This window comes from Belnapia sp. AC561, assembly GCF_979252845.1.
In genome coordinates this window covers 22508-41414 of sequence record NZ_CEEDBP010000034.1, presented here as the reverse complement: position 1 = coordinate 41414, position 18907 = coordinate 22508, and the positions used below count along the sequence as shown (strand labels likewise).

Below are 18907 nucleotides of genomic sequence, written 5' to 3'. Positions count from 1 at the left end.
CAGAGGTAGCCGCTTGACCTTCCGACCCAGCCTTTTCCCCAGCACCTTCCTCGGCGGCTTCGAATGCTCGACGCAGCGGCGGCGGGATGGCCGGCGGCTCGACCTGATCGCCGGGACGCGGCACGACCTGATGGCGGTGGAGGATTACCGGCAACTGGTCGAGCACGGCATCAAGGCAGCGCGGGACGGGGTGCGCTGGCACCTGATCGAGACCGCCCCCGGGCATTACGATTGGGGCGCGGTGCTGCCGCTGCTGCGGGCGGCGGAAGCGGCCGGCGTGCGGGTGGTCTGGGACCTGTGCCACTACGGCTGGCCCGACGACCTCGATGTCTTCTCGGCCGCCTTCGTAGAGCGCTTCGCCCGCTATTCCGAGGCCTTCGCCCGGCTGCACCTCGACGTCACGGGACGGCCGGCCATGGTGTGCCCGGTGAACGAGATCTCCTTCCTCGCCTGGGCCGGCGGCGACATGCGGCGGCTGAACCCGAATTGCGAAGGGCGGGGCGGCGAGCTGAAGCGGCAACTGGTCCGGGCCGCGCTGGCGGGGGCCGCGGCGGTGCGGGCGGCGACGCCGGGTGCGCTGGTCTTCGCCATCGATCCCATCATCCGCATCGTCCCGAAGCGCGGCGCCGATCCCCGCCCGGTCGAGACCTACAACGGCTACCAGTGGGAAAGCTGGGACATGCTGGTGGGCCAGGCGGCACCGGAGCTCGGCGGCCACCCGGATGCCTTCGACGTGCTGGGCGTGAACTACTACTGGAACAACCAGTGGACCGATGGGGCGGAGCCGCTCTCGGTCTTCGATACCGAGCGCTTCACGCCGGTGCACAAGCTGTTCGCCGCGGCGCATGCGCGCTACGGCAAGCGCATCTTCCTCGCCGAGACCAGCATCGAGGGCGAGAACCGCGCCGGCTGGCTGCGCTACATCGCCGAGGAGGTGCGCGAGGCGATCCGCCAGGGCGTGCCGATGGAGGGCATCTGCCTCTACCCCGTGCTGAGCCACATGGGCTGGGACGAAGACCGCTATTGCCCGAACGGGTTGTTCGAGCTGGAGCCGAAGCACGGGCGGCGCCTGGTGCATGCGCCGCTGGCGGCGGAGCTGCGGCGGCAGACCCGCATCTTCGCGGATTTCTTCGAGGGGCGGGAAGAGGCGGCGGCCTGAGGTGAGCGATCGGCGCTAGGCCGCTTCCAGCAGGCCCGCGGCCGAGAGGTGGCGGCAGAAGGCAGGGCCGCCTTCGCCGAGCGCCTCCGGCGTGCTGCCCGCCGCCAGCGCGTCCAGCCAGGCGAGTTCGCGGGGGCCGAGGGCGAGACGGCCGGCGGCCCAGCGCAGCTCGGCCCGGCCATCCGGCAGGGCCGCCACGTGATGCAGCATGCCATCGGCCAGGCGGAGCCGCGCCTCGGGCAGTGGTGGCGGCGTCAGCAAGCCGCGGCCGGGCAGCGGCATGCGTTGTTCCGCCAGCCCATCCAGCAAACCGAGGGAGATCTGGTCCAGGGCCTCCTGGCTCGCCAAGGCGGCCAGCCGGGCCGACAGGCCGGCGAGCAGGGCGGGAGCGGCCTCGGGCTCAGTCAGGCGCCAGCTTGGGAAGGGTTGGCGCAGGGCGGGCTCGGTCGCCTCCAGCCGGTCCAGCAGCAGCCGCATCGCCTCCGCCCAGGAGGGCTCCAGCAGGCCGATGGTGAGATGGAGCGAGGCGACCTCCGCCTGGCCCTTGGCCTCGTGCAGGGTGCCGCGCGGCAGGTAGAGCGCCTCGCCGGGGCGGAGGGTGAGGGTGACCGGCTCCCCCTCCGGCGCCATCTCGCGCTGCCAGGGCGTGTGGCGGGTCGGGTGGGGCAGGGGCTGGTCGTGCCAGATGCGCCAGGACTTCTCGCCCTCCACCTGCAGGACGAGCACGTCATGGGTGTCGTAATGCACCCGGAAGCCCTGGGCCTGCGGCGGGGTGAGATAGGCATTGGCCTGGACGCCGTGCAGGAAGAGCTTTTCCAGGCCGCGGCAGAAGCCGGCCAACGGCGGATGCAGATCCTGCAGCTGGGAGACGACGAGGGTGGCGCCGGCATCGAAGCGGGCGAGCAGGCGGAGCGGGTCCACCCGGCCATCGGGCAGGCAGAACTCGGACTCCGCCACGCTGGCGCTGCCGGCCTGGCCGGCATCGGCCATGGCGATGCGGGGTGCGCGGGCGGCATCGGTCGTCAGCAGCGCATCCAGCGCAGCGACCGAGAGCAGCTCGGCGAAGCGATCCGGCGCCGCCGCGGGGAAATGGCGCCAGAGCGTCGCCTCCCGCAATGCCAGCACCGCCTCGACCGGCAGGGTGCCGAAGACGAGGTCGAAGGCGGCCACGGTGAGGCCCGGCTGGGGCGTCAACGCCAGCCGCGGCCCCGGCCCTGGCCGTCGCTCGGGTCGTTGTCGGTCACGCTGCGGCGCTGCGGCGGGACATAGCCATAGCCGCGGCCCTGGCCCTGGCCATCGCGCGGGTCGTTGTCGGTGACGCTGCGGCGCTGTGGGGCATAGTTGTAGCTGTTGCCGGAATAGCCGCGGCCGTAGCCGGGCGAATCCCGCGGGTCGTTGTCGGTGCGGCCACCGCCGCCGCCACCGCCGCCACCACCGTAGCCGCGGCGGCCATAGCCGGGCGCATCGTTGGGGTCGTTGTCGGTCCGCACCGCCGTGCCGGGGGTGGCCGGGGCAGCGGGCGGTGCGAGGGCATTGGCGGCTTCGGCCGTGCCGCCGGTGGCTGCCGCGGCGGCCCCGAGCCCCGCGGCCCCGAGCTTGGCGACGCGCAGCACCAGGAGCCGGCGGCCAAGGCGGTCATTCCGGGTCGGCTGGTCCATTCGTTCCTCCTGGTTGTGCGGTCGATACCATTTCATTCCTTGCGCAAGCGGTATGCAACCGGTTTGCCGCTGTGCCGAGGCGGGGAAGGGCGCATTCTGCCGGCCGAGTCCTTGCCGAAGCCTTGCGGTCTCGGCACAAGCCGCGCTGGAGGAGCCGATCACATGTCCGATACGCCCATCTCAACCGGCAATGCGCAGGGTGCGGTGAATGGTTCCACCGCCGCCGCCCCGGTGATGCCGCCGCTCTACGGCAGCCTCGAGGGCCTGACGGCGGAGCGCCACGGTGCGCTGCGGCTGCGCGACATGGGCTTCGGCTTCGCCGCCGGGGCGAGCGCGGTGCCGCTTGCGGCCGAGGAATTCGTCATCGCCGCGCGCAGCCTGCCGATCGTCTTCGCCGCGCAGACGCCGCATATGCCGGTGGTGATCACCGGCCTGTCCGCCGGCACCAACCTTTATGTCGACAGCGGCGGGGCCTGGAAGCTCGGCGCCTATGTGCCGGCCTATCTGCGGCGCTTCCCTTTCTTCCTGCTGCGGACCTCGCCGGGTTCCGAGGAACTGGCGCTCTGCATCGACCCGGGCGCGCCGCAGGTGAGCACGACGCAGGGCGAGCCGCTGTTCACCGCCGAGGGCAAGCCGGCGCCGCAGCTCGAGCGGGCCTTCGCCTTCACCAAATCGGTCGAGGAGGCGATGCTGCGCACCCGCACCATGACCCTGCGGCTGGCCGAGCTGGGGCTGCTGAAGTCCTCGGTCGTGCAATTCGACCACCATGGCAAGCCGATGCGGATCGACGGCTTCTTCGCGGTGGACCGGCCGGCGCTCGCCGCCCTGCCGGCCGAGCAGCTGGCCGAGCTGCGGGACCGCGGCTGGCTCGAGGTGATCTATGCGCATCTGCTCTCGGTCGGCGGGATGCCCGACCTGGCGAAGGACATGCAGGGCTGATCGGGCCGGGCCGATCAAGCGGCGCTGATCGGGCGCGGCTGATTGCCCGCGGGCCTGGGCGCGCGGTAGAGACGGCGAGGCCTGACGCGGCGCCCTTGGCAAGCCGTGCCTGAGGCCGTTCCATGCCGAAGCTTGCCGGGCCATGCGCCCCTGCCGGATGACCGCATCCGCCCGGGGCCGGCCCATTGGGAGGAAACATGTCCGGACGCCGTTCCCTGCTGGCCGCCGCCGCTGCCCTGGTGGCCGCGGCGCGATCCGGTGACGCCCTGGCGCAGCAGCGCCTGGCCAGCCTCTACATGTTCATCCCCGCGGGGCCCGGCGGCGGCTGGGACGGGCTCGGCCGGGCCATCGAGCAGGTGGCGCGGCAGGCCGGGCTGGTCGGCACCTTCCAGTTCGAGAACGTGGGCGGCGCCGGCGGCTCGGTCGGGCTGCCGCGCTTCGTCGGGCAGCGGCGCGGCCGGCCGGATGCGCTGATGGTCACCGGCTCCATCATGGTCGGCGCGACGCTGACCAACCGGACGCCGGTCGGGATGAAGGACCTGACCCCGGTCGCCCGGCTGACCGAGGAGGCCGGCGTGGTGGTGGTGCCGGCCAGCTCGGACATCAAGGACCTGGCGGGCCTCCTCGCGGCGCTGAAGGCCAATCCGGGCGGGGTCTCGATCGCCGGCGGCTCGGCCGGGGGAACCGACCACATCACCCTGGGGCTGATCCTGAAGTCGCTGGGGCGCTCGGCCAAGGACGGCTCCTACGTCGCCTTCGCCGGCGGCGGGCCGGCCCAGGCGGCGATCCTCGGCGCGCAGGTGAAGGCCGGCATCTCCGGACTTTCCGAATTCGCCGAGCAGATCAAGTCCGGCCGGATGCGGGCGCTGGCGACCACCGGGCCGGAGCGCACCGACCCCGCCATCCCGACCCTGAAGGAGAGCGGCACCGACGTGGTGATGACCAATTGGCGCGGGGTCTTTGCCCCGCCCGGCATCCGCCCCGATGCACGCGACAAGCTGGTGGCGCTGATGACCGAGCTGCATGCGCTGCCGGCCTGGACGGAGCTGCTGAAGACGCGGGACTGGACCGATGCCTTCCTGACCGGCGAGGGTTTCACCGCCTTCCTGGCCGAGGATGTGGCCAAGACCGAGGCGGTGCTGAAGGAGATCGGGCTCGCGTGACCCGGCCCGGCAATGCCCCCGACGTGATGGTCGGGGGCTTCGTCCTGCTGCTGGGCGCGCTGGCGCTGTGGCAGACGAGCATCATCCCGACCTCTCCCATCTATGCCCAGGTGGGGCCGAAGGCGGTGCCGTATGTGGTCGGTGCCGGGCTGCTGGCGCTGGGGGCGGCCTTGCTGGCGACCGCGCTGCGCGGCGGCTGGTCGCATGCGCTGGAGGAGGTGGCCGAGGCGCCGCCGACCAACTGGCGGGCGCTGTCGCTGCTGCTGGCCGGGCTCGCGGCGAACCTGGTGCTGATCGGGCCCTTCGGCTTCTCCGCCGCCGCCACGGTGCAATTCGTGCTGGTGGCCGCGGCCTTCGGGTCCCGCCGGCTGCTGCGCGATCTGCTGCTGGCGCTGGTGCTGACCCTGGTGGTCTGGTTCGGCTTCGTGCAGGTGCTCGGGGTGAATATCGGCGCCGGCCTGCTCGAGGGGTTGGTGCTGCGGGCGCTCGGGATGGATGCGATCGAATGATGGACTCGATTGCCGGGCTGCAGCTCGGCTTCTCCCATGCGCTGACCCTGACCAACCTGGGCTGGGCGCTGCTGGGGTGTTTCCTCGGCACCGCGGTCGGCGTGCTGCCGGGGATCGGGCCGGCGCTGACCATCGCGCTGCTGCTGCCGATCACCTTCAAGGTCGAGGCGACCGGCGCCTTCATCCTGTTCTGCGGCGTCTTCTACGGTGCGATGTACGGCGGCTCCACCACCTCCATCCTGTTGAACACGCCGGGGGAGAGCGGGTCGATCATCACCGCGCTCGAGGGCGCCAAGATGGCGCGGAACGGCCGGGCCGGGCCGGCGCTGGCGACGGCCGCCATCGGCAGCTTCGTCGCCGGGACCATCGGCACCTTGGGGATCAGCTTCCTCGGGCCGGTGGTGGTGGACCTGGCGCTGCAGCTGGGGCCGGCGGAGTATTTCTCGCTGATGCTGTTGTGCTTCGTCACCGTCTCGGCGGTGCTGGGCGGCTCGGCGCTGCGGGGGCTGACCAGCCTGTTCTTCGGGCTGTTGCTGGGGCTGGTCGGCATCGACCTGCAGACCGGGCAGCCGCGGATGACCTTGGGCGTGCCGGAGCTGCTGGACGGGGTGAACGTGGTGCTGGTCGCCGTCGCGCTCTTCGCGGTGGGCGAGACGCTGTTCATGGCCTGGCGGCATACCAACGAAGCGGCGGTGGTGCGGCCGGTGGGCAGCATCATGATGTCGCGGTCGGACTGGAAGCGCAGCTTCTGGCCCTGGATCCGCGGCTCCCTGCTCGGCTTCCCTTTCGGCGTGATGCCGGCGGGCGGGACCGAGATGCCGACCATGCTGAGCTACTACGCCGAGCGGAAGCTGGTGAAGCCGGAGCATGCCGGGGAGTTCGGCACGACCGGGGCGATCGAGGGCGTGGCGGGGCCGGAGGCGGCGAACAACGCCGCGGCGGCGGGCATCCTGGTGCCGATGCTGACCCTCGGCCTGCCGACCAGTGCGACCGCGGCGATCATGCTGTCGGCGTTCCAGAGCTACGGGATCAACCCGGGGCCATTGCTGTTCGAGCAGCAGGGGGCGCTGGTCTGGACGCTGATCGCCAGCCTTTACGTGGCGAACATCATGCTGGTGGTGCTGAACCTGCCGCTGGTCGGGCTCTGGGCGCGGATCCTGAAGATCCCGCAGCCGCAGCTCTACGCGGGCATCCTGGTGTTTGCGACGATCGGCACCTACGGGATCAGCAATTCGGTCACCGACCTGGTGCTGCTGTACGTCATCGGCATCATCGGCATGTTCATGCGGCGGTTCGACTTCCCGACGGCGCCGGTGGTGATCGGGATGATCCTGGGGCCGATGGCGGAACAGGCGATGCGGCAGGCGCTGACGATCAGCGAGGGCAACTGGCTGACCTTTGTGGAGCGGCCGGTGTCGCTAGCGATCCTGGCGCTGGCCGTCGCGGCGCTGGTGGGGCCGCGGGTCTGGGCGGCGGTGCGGCGCGGGCGGGTGGCGGCCTAGCCGCCGCGGGGCGGCTTTCGCCACAGGATGGCGATGAAGACGGCGCTGGTGACGGCGAAGGCGAGGCCCGCCACCAGCACCGAGCCGGTGGCGGCATAGCCGCCGATGGCCGCCGCGGCGATCAGCGTGACCCAGGCCCAGTCCGACCATCCCGAGGCTGGCTGCGGCGCCGGCGGCACGGGCTTGGGCGGTAGGGGCTCCAGCGGTACCGGAGGCCACCCGGCCTGGGCGCGCTGCATCGCCGGGTCCGTCGCCAGGCCATCCACCTGGAACAGCCAGTGCAGCGGCTCCGCCGGTGGCGGGCCTGGGTCCTGGTCGTGCCATACCGCGATCATCGGGCGCAGCGCCACGGCCGCCTCGGCATCGTCGCTGTAGAAGTTCGCCCATTCGGCGGCGTCGAGCAGCAGCGCGGTCGCGCCGAGCCGCGTCCCCGCGGCCTCCAGCGCCGCGGCGAAGGCGGCCAGCCGCGCCGCGAAGCCCGGCATCCGTCCCGGCGCGGCCTGCGACGCCGCCCGGAGGTTGGCCAGCGCTACCGGCCAGGGCGTCCGCAGCTCCAGCGGGCCTGGCGCGGCGAACGCCCGGGCAGCGAGGTCGTCGGGCCGGAAGGCGGCGCACCAGAACAGCGGCAGGGCGTTGTTCGCCTCGAAGAGGAGCTCCGGTTCGTCGCCCGCGTGCTCGATCCAGAGGCCGGTGCGGTTTCCCATGGGACCGATGTGCCATGCCGGCGCGGCCGTCGCCACCGCGCATGGCGACGCCGCCTTGCCGCGGCGGTCCCGGCTGGATAGGAATCGGCATGCATCGCCGAACCCTGGTCGCCCTGTCCTTCATCCTCCCCGCCGCGCCGGCGCTCGCCCAGGCGGCGGGCCGCCTGCCGCCCGAGGCGCCCGAGGCCGCGCCCCGCGCCGATGGCGGCTTCTCGGCCGGGCTGCTGGCGGCGATGGAGGCCGGGGAGGCGCTGGCCCGCGAGCGCCTCGGCAGCCGCTTCAGCGGCCTGCGGGTGATCCGCCGCCAGGTGCCGCCGGCCGGCTGGAACGGCGTCGAGGCACACTACATCCGCAGCCTGGCGGCCGAGCGGCGCTGGCGCGACGCCGGCGTCACCGCGCCCTCCCGCGAGCGGGTGGTGCTGCCGCCGCAGGGCTGGACCGACGGCACGCAGGTCCTGGTGCTGGTTGGCGCGCATCCGACCCGGGCCGAGGGCGGGCTGCTGCCCTTCTCGATCGTGACCAACCTGCGGGACGCCTGAGGCCGCTATTCTGCCGCCAGCCGCGGCTTCCAGTCCCCCAGCGTCGACCGCGGCAGGCCGAGATGGTCGCGCAGAGTCGGGCCGGAGTATTCCTTGCGGTAGATCCCGCGCCGCTGCAGCTCCGGCACCACGTGCTGGACGAATTCCGCGTAGCTGCCCGGCACATGCGTCGCCGAGATGACGAAGCCGTCGCAGGCGCCGCCGGTGAACCAGGCCTCCAGCTTGTCGGCGATCTCCTTCGGGCCGCCGACCATGTCCATGCGCGGGCGGCCGCGGCCGCTGCCGGTGATGAAGTCCCGCACCGTCGGGTTCTTCTTGCCGGTCGCCGTCACCACCCGGTCGCGGATCGCCTGCAGGCCCTGGATGCCGGCCATCTCGGCATCGGTGAAGGGCTCGTCCATGCCCTTGGTGGCGAAGTCGAAGTTCAGCGCCTCGGACAGCAGGGAGAGGGCGTCGATCTCGAGCGGTAGTTTCTCGATCAGCGCGGCGCGGTCCTCGGCCTCCGCCCTGGTCGCGGCGCAGATCGGGTTGCAGAGGGTCGCCACCTTCACATGGTCCGGGTCGCGCCCGGCGGCGGCGACCATCGCCTTGAAGGCATCGTAGTCGCGCTTGCCCGCGGCGATGTCGTGGTAGGCGACGAAGACCAGCTCCGCCCAGCGGGCGGAGAAGCGCTTGCCGCGGCCGCTGCTGCCGGCCTGGATCATCACCGGCCTGCCTTGCGGCGAGCGCGGCACGGTGAAGGGGCCGCGCGAGTGGAGGAACTTGCCGCGGTAGTCGAGCCGGTGGACCTTGTCGCCGTCGCCGAAGCGGCCGGTGGACTTGTCGACGATCAGCGCATCGTCTTCCCAGCTGTCCCAATGGCCGAGCACCACCTCGACGAATTCGTCGGCGCGGTCGTAGCGGGCGTCATGCGCCATCATCTCGGCATGGCCCATGTTCGCCGCCTCGCCGTCGTTCAGCGAGGTGACGATGTTCCAGGCGCTGCGGCCCTGGCTCATCAGGTCGAGCGTCTGGAAGGCGCGGGCGACGTGGAAGGGCTCGAAATAGGTGGTGGAGGCGGTGCTGCCGAGGCCGAGGCGCCTGGTCGCCGCCGCCATCATGGTCAGCACCACCACGGGGTCGAGCTTCACGCAGCGGATGCCGTGCTCGATGGTGTGGTGGTGGTCGGAGCCGTAGCGGTCCGGCATCGACAGCCGGTCGTCGAAGAAGCCGAGGTCGAACTTCCCCGCCTCCAGCACCCGGCCGATCTCCTGGTAGTAGTCGGCCGAGAGGAAATCGGTGCGGCTTTCCGGATGGCGCCAGGAGCTGGCGAGGTTGGTGCAGTTCTGCGCCTGGAGGAAGCCGACGAGGTGCATCTGGCGCATGGCCGTTGATCCTTCCCTGAGTTGCGGGAAGGGTCGCGCCGGGGGGCCGTGGCGTCAACGCTGGCTCTTGCCGGCGCCGGTGCTAGCATCCAGGCAACGGGAGGATATCCATGCATCAGACGCGAAGGGCGCTGCTCGGCGCCGCCGGCCTGCTGGCCATGCCGGGGCCGTCCCGCGCCCAGGCCGGCTGGCCGGAACGGCCGATCCGCTATGTCATCGGCGCGGCGGCGGGGGGCGTCTCCGACATCTTCCTCCGCATCATGGAGCAGCGGCTGCGGGAGAAGCTGGGCCAGCCGCTGGTGATCGACCCGCGGCCGGGCGCCGGCGGCATGCTGGGGGCGGAGCAGGCGGCGCGCAGCGCCCCGGATGGCTATACCTTTTTCGTCAACCACATCGCCTCCCACGGGATCGGGCCGACGCTGTACAAGCGGCTCTCCTTCGACCCGCTGAAGGACCTGCCGGGGGTCTGCCGCCTGGCGCGGATGCCCAATGTGCTGATCGTCAAGGGCGACAGCCCGCATCGCAGCGTGGCGGAGCTGATCGCCTTCATGCGGGCCAATCCAGGGGCGGCGACCTTCGCCTCGGCCGGAACCGGCACCTCCTCGCATCTCTCGGGCGTGCTGCTGGGGCTCAGGACCGGGATCGAGACGACGCATGTGCCCTATCGCGGCACCGCGCCGAGCATGGCGGCTGTCATGAACGGGGAGGTGCTGTTCGCCATCGACAATGCCCCGGCCAGCCGGCAGCAGGTGCTGGGCGGGCTGTTGCGGGCGCTGGCGGTCTCCACCGCGGAACGGGCGGGCACCATGCCGGAACTGCCGACCTTGCAGGAATCGGGGGTGCCGGATTTCGACGTCGCCTCCTGGTACGGGATCGCGGCGCCGGCCGGGGTGCCGAAGGCGATCACCGAACGGCTCGGCGGGGAGATCCTGGCGGCGCTGGCCGATCCCGCCATCGCCCAGCGCATCCGCGAGTTCGGGGCGGAGACCGCGCCGCTGCCGGCGGCCGAATACAACGACTACATGCGCCAGCAGGTGGCGGCCTGGGCGCCGGTGGTGCGGGCCTCGGGGGCTTCGGTTGATTAGCCGCCGGGGGGCGCTCGGCGCGGGGCTGGCGCTGCCCGGGGTCGCGCGGGGGCAGGCGCCCTGGCCCGACAGGCCGCTGCGCTTCATCGTCAGCGCCCAGGTCGGCGGCGTCTCCGACATCCTGGTCCGCATCCTGGAGAACCGCTTCCGCGAGAGGCTGGGGCAGTCGCTCTACGTCGACCCGCGTCCCGGCGGCGGCGGGCTGGTGGCGGCGGAGGCGGCGATCCGGGCGAACGACCGGCACAGCTTCACGGTGAACCACATCGCCTCGCACGGGATCGGGCCGAGCCTCTATCGGAACCGCGGTGGCTTCGACCCACTGCGGGACATGCCGGGGGTGGTGCGCTTCGCCGCCATGCCGAATGTGCTGATCGTCCGCAGCGAACTGCCGATCCACAGCGTGGCCGACCTGATCGGCACCATCCGGGCCAATCCGTCCAAGGCGAATTTCAGCTCGGCCAGCGCGGGGACATCGTCGCACCTGGGGGGCATCCTATTCGGCCAGATCATGGGGGTGGAGGTGACGCATGTGCCCTATCGCGGCACCGCGCCGAGCCTCTCGGCGGTGCTGAACGGGGAGGTGCTGTTCAACATCGACAATGCGCCGACCTCCCGCCCGCATGTGCTGGCCGGCAGCCTGCGGGCCATCGCGGTCAGCACGGCGAAGCGGGCGACGACCATGCCGGAACTGCCGACCATGCAGGAGCAGGGCGTGGCCGGCTTCGACGTCGCGTCGTGGTACGGCTTCGCGGCGCCGGCGGCGACGCCGCGGCCGGTCATCGACCGCCTGGCCGCGGTGGTGCTGGAGGCGGTGGCGGATCCGGCCATCATCGGCCGCCTGGCCGAGATCGGGGCGGAGCCCTGGCCGCTCGGCACCGACGACTACAATGCCTTCATGCGGGAGGAGGTGGCGCGCTGGGCGCCGGTGGTGCGGGCCTCGGGAGCCTCGGTCGATTGAGGGGCAAGGCGGCCAACCTGGCGCTGATCACCGTCGCGCAGGTGCTGGCGCTGTCGCTGTGGTTCTCCGGCACCGCGGCCGGGCCGGCGATGGCGCGGGAGGCGGCGCTGCCGGCCGGCTTCCTCGCCTGGCTGACGGGCGGCGTGCAGGCCGGCTTCGTGCTGGGGACGTTGCTGAGCGCCGCACTCGCCCTGGCGGACCGGCTGGACCCGCGCCGGCTGGTGGCGGCGGCCTGCCTGCTCGGCGCCCTGGCCAATGCGGCGATCCTGGCGCTGCCGGTGGGCGATGCCTGGGTCATCGCGGCGCGCGGCGTCACCGGGCTGGCGCTGGCCTGCGTCTATCCGGTGGGGATGAAGCTGGCCACCGGCTGGGCCGGGAAGCGCGATGCCGGGCTGGTGGTGGGGCTGCTGGTGGGCGGGCTGACGCTCGGCTCGGCCTCGCCGCATCTGGTCAATGCGCTGGGCGGGCTCGGCTGGCGGCCGACGGTGGCGGCGGCCTCGGTGGCGGCGGTCGTGGCGGCGGGGCTGGTGCTGGCGGCGCGGCCCGGGCCGCGGCATGCGCCGGCGCCGCCGTTCCGGTCGGCCCTGGCGCTCGAGCTGTTCCGGCATCGGGGGACGCGGCTGGCGACGCTCGGCTACCTCGGCCACATGTGGGAGCTGTATGCGATGTGGGCCTGGGTCGGGGCCTATCTGGCGGCCAGCTTTTACGAGTCTGGCGGTGGCGCTGATCCGGCACTGGCAAGTTTTGCGGTCATGGCGGCGGGGGCGGTGGGCTGCGTCGCCGGTGGCTGGCTGGCGGACCGGATCGGCCGGGCGCGGCTGACGATTGCGGCCATGGCGATCAGCGGGGCCTGCTGCCTGCTGGCGGGGCCGGCCTTCGGCCTGGCGCCCTGGCTGGTGGTCGGGCTCTGCCTGGTCTGGGGGGCGACGGTGGTCGCGGATTCCGCGCAATTCTCGGCGGCGGTGGCCGAGGCGGCGCCGGCCGGGCTGGCCGGGACCATGCTGACGGTGCAGACCTGCCTCGGCTTCGCCCTGACCCTGCCGGCAATCCATCTGTTGCCATGGGTGGTGGAGCGGCTTGGTTGGGGCGGCGGGGCCTTCGCCGTGCTGGCGATCGGCCCCGCGCTGGGCTGCGTGGCGATGGCGCGGCTGGTCAGGCGGCCCGCTTGATCAGATCCGCCGCCTTCTCCGCCGTCATCAGCACCGCCGGGTGGATATTGGACGACGGCACCAGCGGGAAGACCGAGGCATCCACCACGCGCAGCCCCTGCACGCCGCGGACCCGGAGCTGCGTGTCCACCACGCTGCGCTCGTCGTCGCCCATGCGGTTGGTGCCGCAGGGGTGGTACACCGTGGTGCCGGACTGGCGGATGTAGTCCAGCATGGCCTCGTCGCCCTCGGTCGCCGGGCCGGGGCTGTCCTCGGTGCGGATCAGCCCGGCGAAGGGCTCGGTCTGGGCGATGCGGCGGCCGAGCTTCGCCGCTTCCAGCATGATGCGGACGTCGCTGGCGGCGGTCAGGTAGTTCGCCTGGATGCGCGGCTTGTCGGCGACATCCGGGGACCGCAGGGTCAGCTCGCCGCGGCTGTCCGGCCGGCACTGGCAGAAGTTGAAGGTGAAGCCCGGCTGCTTCGACAGCGCCGCCGCCGAGGTCGCCTGGTTGTCGAGGCTGTAGTTGACGAATTGGTACTGCACCTCCGCTTCCTCCGAGCCCGGCAGGACGCGGGCGAAGAGGCTGGCCTCGGAGGCGCCGATCGCCATCTGGCCGCGCCGGCGCAGCGCGTAGTCGAGGCCGAGCTGCACGGTCTTCAGCGGGTTGGCCATGAACTCGTTCAAGGTGCCGCAGGGCTTGGTGCGGAAGGCGAAGCGGATCATGAAGTGGTCCTGCAGGTTCCGCCCCACCTCCGGCGCATGGACCCGCGTCTCGATGCCAAGGGACTGCAGCGCGGCGCCGTCGCCGATGCCGGACAGCATCAGCATCTTCGGGCTCTCGATGGCGCCGGCCGAGAGGATGACCTCGCGCTTGGCCCGGTGGATGCGCTCGGCGCCGTCCGGGCCGCGTACGGCGACGCCGACGGCGCGGGTGCCTTCCAGGATGATGCGCTGGCCGACCTGCTCGGTATGCACCACCAGGTTCGGCCGGCCGAGCGCCGGGCGGAGGTAGGCGACGGCCGGGCTCCAGCGGCGGCCCTTGTGGACGTTGAGCTGGTTGGGGGCGACGCCCTCGAACCATTCGCCGTTGTTGTCCTTGTTGCGGGCGAAGCCGAGCTGCTCGCAGGCGGCGACGAAGGCGCGGCAGCCGGGGGAGGGCGCCGGGACCTCGCCGACCTGCATCGGCCCGTCCTTGCCGCGGTACTCGCTGGCCTCGCCGGCGAAGGTCTCGAGCTTGCGGAAATAGGGCAGGCAGTCCTCATGCGACCAGCCGCGGGCGCCGGATTGTGCCCAGCGGTCGTAGTCGCGCGGCGAGCCCCGCAGGAAGACCAGGCCGTTGACGCTGCCGGAGCCGCCGATGACCCGGCCGCGCGGCCAGTAGACGCTGCGGCCGCCCAGTTCGGGCTCGGCCTCGGTCTGGTAGTTCCAGTCGTACTTGCGGGTGACGTAGAGGCGGGCGAAGCCCATCGGGATATGAATCCAGGGATTGCGGTCCCAGGGGCCGGCTTCCAGCAGCACGACCTTCACCGCCGGATCCTCCGACAGCCGGGCGGCGAGGACGCAGCCGGCGGAGCCGCCGCCCAGGATCACGTAGTCGGCGTCTTCCATGGCAGTCATCCTCAGTGCCCGGCGATGATGGCATCGGCCATCTTCTCGGCGGTCATCAGCGTGGGGAAATTGGTATTGGCGCAGGGCACGACGGGGAAGATGGAGGCATCGACGACGCGCAGGCCGTCGATGCCGCGCACCCGGCCGGCGGGGTCGACGACGGCCATCGGGTCGCCCTCGGCGCCCATGCGGCAGCTGCAGGAGGCGTGCCAGACGCCGATGACGGCGCCGCGGATGAAGGCCTCGGCGGCGTCGTCGTCGGCCATCACCTCCTCGAAGCGGTAGCCCTCGACGATGACCTTCTCGATCAGCGCCTTGCGCAGTGAGGCGGGGCCGTCGAGCAGGGCGGCGACGGCCTTGGTGATGAGCTTGTTCTTGGTGTTCACCACGCCGATCTTGCGGACCCGGTCGGTATAGCTGGCGGGGAAGGGGTTGCTGGTGACCTCGGTGAGCGGCCCTTGCAGATGCATGGCGCCGAGGCGGCGGAAGCCGTCCATCAGCCGCTCCATGTCCCGCCTGTCGGACAGCAGGTTGAACTCCACCTGCGGCTCGTCGGCGACGCTGCGGGAGGCGAGGCGGACCTGGCCGGTCTCGGAGAAAGTCTTGTTCACGAAGAGCACCATGGCGGAGACCTGCTCGCCCACCGCATGCCAAGCGGATTTGCTGGCCGCCGCGACGAACATGTCGCAGGGCGGCGCTTCGCCGATGCCGGAGGAATAGCGCATGCCGACGAGGATGTGCCGCCGCGTCAGGTCGCGCATCCGCGCTTCCGGGTGGATGAAGGCCGAGAGCGAGATGGAGGGGTGGTCCATCAGCCCCTGGCCGACGCCGGGGAGCGCGGCGCGGACCTCGATGCCCATCTCCTTCAGGTGGCCGACCGGGCCGATGCCGGCGCGCATGAGATGCGCCGGGGAATGGATGGCGCCGCAGGAGAGGATGACCTCCTTGGCGTGGAATTCCTGCACCCGGCCATTCACCCGGGCGCGGATGCCGGTGCACTGGCTGCCCTCGAACAGCAAGGCCTCGACCGTGGTGCTGGTCGAGATGGTCAGGTTCTCCCGCTGCCGGGTCGCCGGGTCGAGGTAGCCGATGGCGGCGGAGACGCGGCGGTCATAGGCATTGGAGATGGTGATGGGGAAATGGCCTTCCCTGAATTCCCCGTTCTGGTCGGCGATATAGGGATAGCCCGCGGCCTCGAAGGCGGCGGCGGCGGCCTTGGCATGGGGGTTCCAGAGGTCCTGGAAGATGCGGCGGACCGGGATGCGGCCCTCGTTGCCGTGGAAGGGGCCGCTGAAGTCCATGTCCCGCTCGACCTTGCGGAAATAGGGCAGGCAGCTCTCCCAGTTCCAGCCGGCGGCGCCGCGCTGCTCCCACTCGTCGTAGTCCCAGGGGGCGCCGCGGTTGGCGAGCTGGCCGTTGATGGAGGAACCGCCGCCGAGGACGCGGGCCTGCTCGTATTTGCGCAGCGGTGGGCGGGCCGCCTCGGGCGCGTTGTGCTGCACCACCTGGGTCTGCACTCGGAGCGCGTTCCAGTGGAAGCGCGGGTCGAAGTAGACGGTGCCGGGGTAGCTGTCGAGGATCTCCGGCGGGACCTTGCCATGCGGCGTGTCCTGCCCGGCCTCGCAGAGCAGGACCTGATGGCTGCTGCGGGCCGAGAGCCGGTTGGCCAGGACCGAGCCAGCCGAGCCGCCGCCGACGATGATGGTGTCATAGACCATTGCGGTCGCTTCCCCCCATTTTCCCGCAGTCTCGGGGCGGCGCCGCGCGGGCGCAAGGTGGGGGGCGCAGGTGCGGGCGGCACGCGGCTTGCGAGGCGCCGGGCAAATCGCCGGAGATCCTCGATGCGCCGCCTGCTTCTCGCCACCCTGCTCGGCCTCGCCCTGCCTGCCGCGGCGGAACCCGCCTGGCCGACCCGGCCGGTGACGATCCTGGTGCCCTATGTCGCCGGCGGGCCTTCGGATACGCTGGCCCGCGCCCTGGCCGCCGCCATGCAGCCGGCGATCGGCCAGCCGGTGGTGGTGGAGAACCGGCCGGGGGCGAATGGCGCGGTGGCGGCCGGGATGGCGGCGCGGGCGGCGCCGGATGGCCATACCCTCTTTGTCGGGGCCAGCGGGATCATGACCATCAACCCGCATCTCATGCGCAACCTGCCCTATGACCCGATGCGCGATTTCGCGCCGCTGACCATCGCCATCAGCGCGCCGAACGTGCTGGTCGCGAACCCCGGCTTCGCCCCCCGCGACGTGGCGGGCCTGGTCGCCTGGCTGAAGGCGAACCCCAACAAGGCCAGCTACGGGACCAGCGGCATCGGCTCCTCCGAGCATCTGACCATGGAGCTCTTTGCCCAGCGGACCGGCACGACCCTGACGCATGTGCCCTATGGCGGCGGCGCGGCGGCGGTGACGGACCTGATCGCCGGGACGACGGAGCTGTCCTTCCTCAATATCTCGACCGTCTCGGCGCATCTGCAATCGGGCGCGCTGCGGGCCATCGCGGTCGGCAGCCTGGCGCGGCATCCGCTGTTCCCGGTGGTGCCGACGGTGGACGAGAGCGGCGTGCCGGGCTTCGAGGGTGGCAGCTGGCACAGCATCGTCGCGCCGCGGGCGACGCCGGAGCCGGTGCTGGCCACCATCCATGCGGCGCTGATCGCGGCGCTGCGGGCGCCCGAGAGCGAGACGCGGCTGACCCGCATCGGCTTCAGCGTGACGGCCAGCAGTCGGGATGAATTCGCGGCCCGGCTGGAGCGGGAGCTGGGCGAGTGGCGGGAGGTGGTGAAGACGGCGGGGCTCGGCGTGCCGTGATGTCCTGCCCGCGGCCTGGCCCGGCCGGACCGGCAAGGCCGCGGATCGGCAGGCTATTCCCGACGCATCCCAATTTGGTCACGCTGCCGGCATAAGGTCGCGGGATGCTCCTGCGCCGCCTCGCCTTTGCCCTGCTGGGCCTTTCGCTGACGTTGTTGCTGCTCTGGCTGGCCTGGCGGGTGCTGGCGCCGGGCGGCTGGACGATCTGGGAGGTGCTGCTGCTGGCCTGCTTCGCCGGCACCGCGCCCTGGACCGCGCTCTGCGCCGCCAATGCGCTGGTGGGCGGGGCGATCCTGTTGGGGGCGAGCCATCCCACGGCCGCGGTGCTGCCGGTGCTACGGCGGTTGCGGCCTGGCGGGCGGGGGCCGGCAGGGATGCAGCCGGTGGCGATCGCCGTCTGCATCCGCAACGAGGACATGGCCGACGTGCTGCCGCCGCTGGCCCGGCTGCTGGCCGGGCTGGCCGAGGCGGGGCAGGGGGCGCGCTTCACCCTGTGGTTCCTCTCGGATACCCAGGACCCGGCGCTGGCAGCGGCGGAGGAGGCGGCGATCGCGGCCTTCCGGCAGGACTGGCCGGGGGTGCGCTACCGCCGGCGGACGGTGAATACCGGCTTCAAGGCCGGCAATGTCATGGACTTCCTCGACCATCACGCGGGGGAGGCGGCGCTGATGCTCTGCCTCGACGCCGACAGCGAGATGACGGCCGCCGCCGTGCTGCGGCTGGCTGCCTGCATGGAGGCGGACCCGAAGCTGGCGATCCTGCAGCAGCTGATCGTCGGCCGGCCGGCGACGGCGGCCTTCCCGCGGCTGTTCCAGTTCGGCATGCGGGCGGGGATGCGGAGCTGGGCGACCGGCCAGGCCTGGTGGCAGGGCGGCGAGGGCCCCTATTGGGGGCACAATGCCATCATCCGCATTGAGCCCTTCCGCCGCCACTGCCGGCTGGAGGCGCTGCCCGATGGCAGCCCCATCCTGAGTCATGACCAGGTGGAGGCGGTGCGGCTGCATGCCGCCGGCTGGAAGGTCTGCTGCCTGCCGGAGGAGGCCGGCAGCATGGAGGGCAACCCGCCCGCCCTGCCGGAATTCATGGCGCGCGACCTGCGCTGGGCCGCCGGCAACATGCAGTATTTCGCGCTGTTCCGCCTGCCGGGGATGACCTGGATGGGGCGTTGGCAGCTGGCGCAGGCGATCCTGCTGTTCCTCGGCGCGCCGCTCTGGGTGGGGGTGCTGGGTTTCGCCATGCTGAATGCGGCGAGCGGGGGTGGCGATGCTGCGCCCTCCGCTGCGCTGGCGCTGCTGATGGCGGCGACCTGGGCGATGCTGCATGCGCCGAAGCTGGTCGGCTATGCGGAGGTGTTGCTGAAGCCCGCGCTGGCGGCGCGCTACGGCGGGCGGCGGGCCTTCCTGCGCGGGGCGGCGGCGGAGCTGGCCTTCACCACGCTGCTGGACCCGGTCAGCATCGTCAACAAGGCGATCTTCCTGGCGGCGCTGCCCTTCGGGCTGAAGCCGGGCTGGGCGCCACAGAACCGGGCGGACCGCGGCGTCGGCTGGGCGGATGCGTGGCGGTTGCTGTGGCCGCATACCGCCTTCGGGGTGGCGGCTTTCCTGGCGGCGCCGCAGGCCTTCTGGTGGCTGCTGCCCTGGGCGGGGGGGCTGCTGCTGGCGGTGCCGCTCTGCGTCGTCACCGCCGCGCCGGGCTTTTCCGGTTGGTTGCGGCGGCGGGGCGTGGCGGCGACGCCGGAAGAATTGGATGCTCGCGCATTGCTGATATGA

General features: G+C 72.1%; 17 protein-coding genes. 11 read left to right on the top strand and 6 right to left on the bottom strand.

Features of this window, described 5'->3' with window-relative positions; genetic code table 11:
* Window positions 1-13: 13 nt before the first annotated feature.
* On the top strand, window positions 14-1159 hold the full coding sequence (locus AC0IW9_RS22980; protein WP_471650640.1) for a hypothetical protein: 1146 nt from the start codon (window positions 14-16) through the stop codon (window positions 1157-1159).
* A gap of 15 nt (window positions 1160-1174) precedes the next feature.
* Here AC0IW9_RS22980 and AC0IW9_RS22975 read toward each other — a convergent pair whose 3' ends face one another.
* Together AC0IW9_RS22975 and AC0IW9_RS22970 are read right to left on the bottom strand one after the other, a co-directional pair.
* The gene (locus tag AC0IW9_RS22975; RefSeq protein WP_471650639.1) at window positions 1175-2353 is read right to left on the bottom strand and encodes a cupin domain-containing protein; all 1179 of its coding nucleotides are present in this window, start codon (window positions 2351-2353) and stop codon (window positions 1175-1177) included.
* A complete protein-coding gene (locus tag AC0IW9_RS22970) occupies window positions 2350-2817 on the bottom strand; it encodes a hypothetical protein (RefSeq protein ID WP_471650638.1) in 468 nt (155 codons plus the stop codon). Before AC0IW9_RS22970 ends, AC0IW9_RS22975 begins: the two co-directional genes overlap by 4 nt.
* Window positions 2818-2979: 162 nt before the next feature.
* On the opposite strand from AC0IW9_RS22970, the gene AC0IW9_RS22965 reads away from it, so the two are divergent.
* From AC0IW9_RS22965 to AC0IW9_RS22950, 4 genes are all read left to right on the top strand, one after another.
* Entirely contained in the window at window positions 2980-3756 is a 777-nt protein-coding gene (locus tag AC0IW9_RS22965) for a SapC family protein (protein WP_471650637.1), read from the top strand.
* Between the two features lie 197 nt (window positions 3757-3953).
* Window positions 3954-4919: a Bug family tripartite tricarboxylate transporter substrate binding protein gene (locus tag AC0IW9_RS22960; protein WP_471650636.1), complete on the top strand. Its 966-nt coding sequence runs from the start codon at window positions 3954-3956 to the stop codon at window positions 4917-4919.
* A complete protein-coding gene (locus AC0IW9_RS22955) occupies window positions 4916-5428 on the top strand; it encodes a tripartite tricarboxylate transporter TctB family protein (protein WP_471650635.1) in 513 nt (170 codons plus the stop codon). The genes AC0IW9_RS22960 and AC0IW9_RS22955 overlap by 4 nt, the downstream gene beginning before the upstream one ends.
* Window positions 5425-6930 carry a tripartite tricarboxylate transporter permease gene (locus AC0IW9_RS22950; RefSeq protein WP_471650634.1) on the top strand — a complete coding sequence of 502 codons (1506 nt, stop codon included), beginning with the start codon at window positions 5425-5427 and terminating at the stop codon, window positions 6928-6930. Before AC0IW9_RS22955 ends, AC0IW9_RS22950 begins: the two co-directional genes overlap by 4 nt.
* Here the strand turns inward: AC0IW9_RS22950 and AC0IW9_RS22945 are convergent.
* Complete coding sequence (locus tag AC0IW9_RS22945) at window positions 6927-7634, bottom strand: hypothetical protein (protein ID WP_471650633.1); 708 nt, start codon at window positions 7632-7634, stop codon at window positions 6927-6929. The two genes, AC0IW9_RS22950 and AC0IW9_RS22945, sit on opposite strands and share 4 nt — an antisense overlap.
* A gap of 89 nt (window positions 7635-7723) precedes the next feature.
* Between AC0IW9_RS22945 and AC0IW9_RS22940 the strand changes: the two genes are divergently transcribed.
* A complete protein-coding gene (locus tag AC0IW9_RS22940; RefSeq protein WP_471650632.1) occupies window positions 7724-8173 on the top strand; it encodes a hypothetical protein in 450 nt (149 codons plus the stop codon).
* 5 nt (window positions 8174-8178) lie between these two features.
* Here AC0IW9_RS22940 and AC0IW9_RS22935 read toward each other — a convergent pair whose 3' ends face one another.
* Window positions 8179-9537, bottom strand: a complete 1359-nt coding sequence (locus AC0IW9_RS22935) for an LLM class flavin-dependent oxidoreductase (protein WP_471650631.1) — start codon at window positions 9535-9537, stop codon at window positions 8179-8181.
* A 110-nt stretch (window positions 9538-9647) separates the two neighbouring features.
* Here AC0IW9_RS22935 and AC0IW9_RS22930 point away from each other — a divergent pair, with 110 nt between their 5' ends.
* Genes AC0IW9_RS22930 through AC0IW9_RS22920 form a run of 3 tightly spaced genes read left to right on the top strand, consistent with a single transcriptional unit; the run spans window position 9648 to window position 12749 of the window.
* Window positions 9648-10622, top strand: coding sequence for a Bug family tripartite tricarboxylate transporter substrate binding protein (locus AC0IW9_RS22930; RefSeq protein ID WP_471650630.1), 975 nt, complete (start codon window positions 9648-9650; stop codon window positions 10620-10622).
* Window positions 10615-11580: a Bug family tripartite tricarboxylate transporter substrate binding protein gene (locus AC0IW9_RS22925; RefSeq protein ID WP_471650629.1), complete on the top strand. Its 966-nt coding sequence runs from the start codon at window positions 10615-10617 to the stop codon at window positions 11578-11580. The genes AC0IW9_RS22930 and AC0IW9_RS22925 overlap by 8 nt, the downstream gene beginning before the upstream one ends.
* Window positions 11577-12749, top strand: coding sequence for an MFS transporter (locus AC0IW9_RS22920; RefSeq protein ID WP_471650628.1), 1173 nt, complete (start codon window positions 11577-11579; stop codon window positions 12747-12749). The genes AC0IW9_RS22925 and AC0IW9_RS22920 overlap by 4 nt, the downstream gene beginning before the upstream one ends.
* On the opposite strand, the gene AC0IW9_RS22915 is transcribed toward AC0IW9_RS22920, so the two are convergent.
* Together AC0IW9_RS22915 and AC0IW9_RS22910 are read right to left on the bottom strand one after the other, a co-directional pair.
* Window positions 12733-14337 carry a GMC family oxidoreductase gene (locus AC0IW9_RS22915; protein WP_471650627.1) on the bottom strand — a complete coding sequence of 535 codons (1605 nt, stop codon included), beginning with the start codon at window positions 14335-14337 and terminating at the stop codon, window positions 12733-12735. The genes AC0IW9_RS22920 and AC0IW9_RS22915 overlap by 17 nt on opposite strands.
* 11 nt (window positions 14338-14348) lie before the next feature.
* Window positions 14349-16055, bottom strand: coding sequence for a GMC family oxidoreductase (locus tag AC0IW9_RS22910; RefSeq protein WP_471650626.1), 1707 nt, complete (start codon window positions 16053-16055; stop codon window positions 14349-14351).
* A gap of 123 nt (window positions 16056-16178) precedes the next feature.
* Here AC0IW9_RS22910 and AC0IW9_RS22905 point away from each other — a divergent pair, with 123 nt between their 5' ends.
* Both AC0IW9_RS22905 and mdoH read left to right on the top strand, forming a co-directional pair.
* Complete coding sequence (locus AC0IW9_RS22905) at window positions 16179-17138, top strand: Bug family tripartite tricarboxylate transporter substrate binding protein (protein WP_471650625.1); 960 nt, start codon at window positions 16179-16181, stop codon at window positions 17136-17138.
* A 104-nt stretch (window positions 17139-17242) separates the two neighbouring features.
* Window positions 17243-18907 carry a glucans biosynthesis glucosyltransferase MdoH gene (mdoH, locus tag AC0IW9_RS22900; protein ID WP_471650624.1) on the top strand — a complete coding sequence of 555 codons (1665 nt, stop codon included), beginning with the start codon at window positions 17243-17245 and terminating at the stop codon, window positions 18905-18907.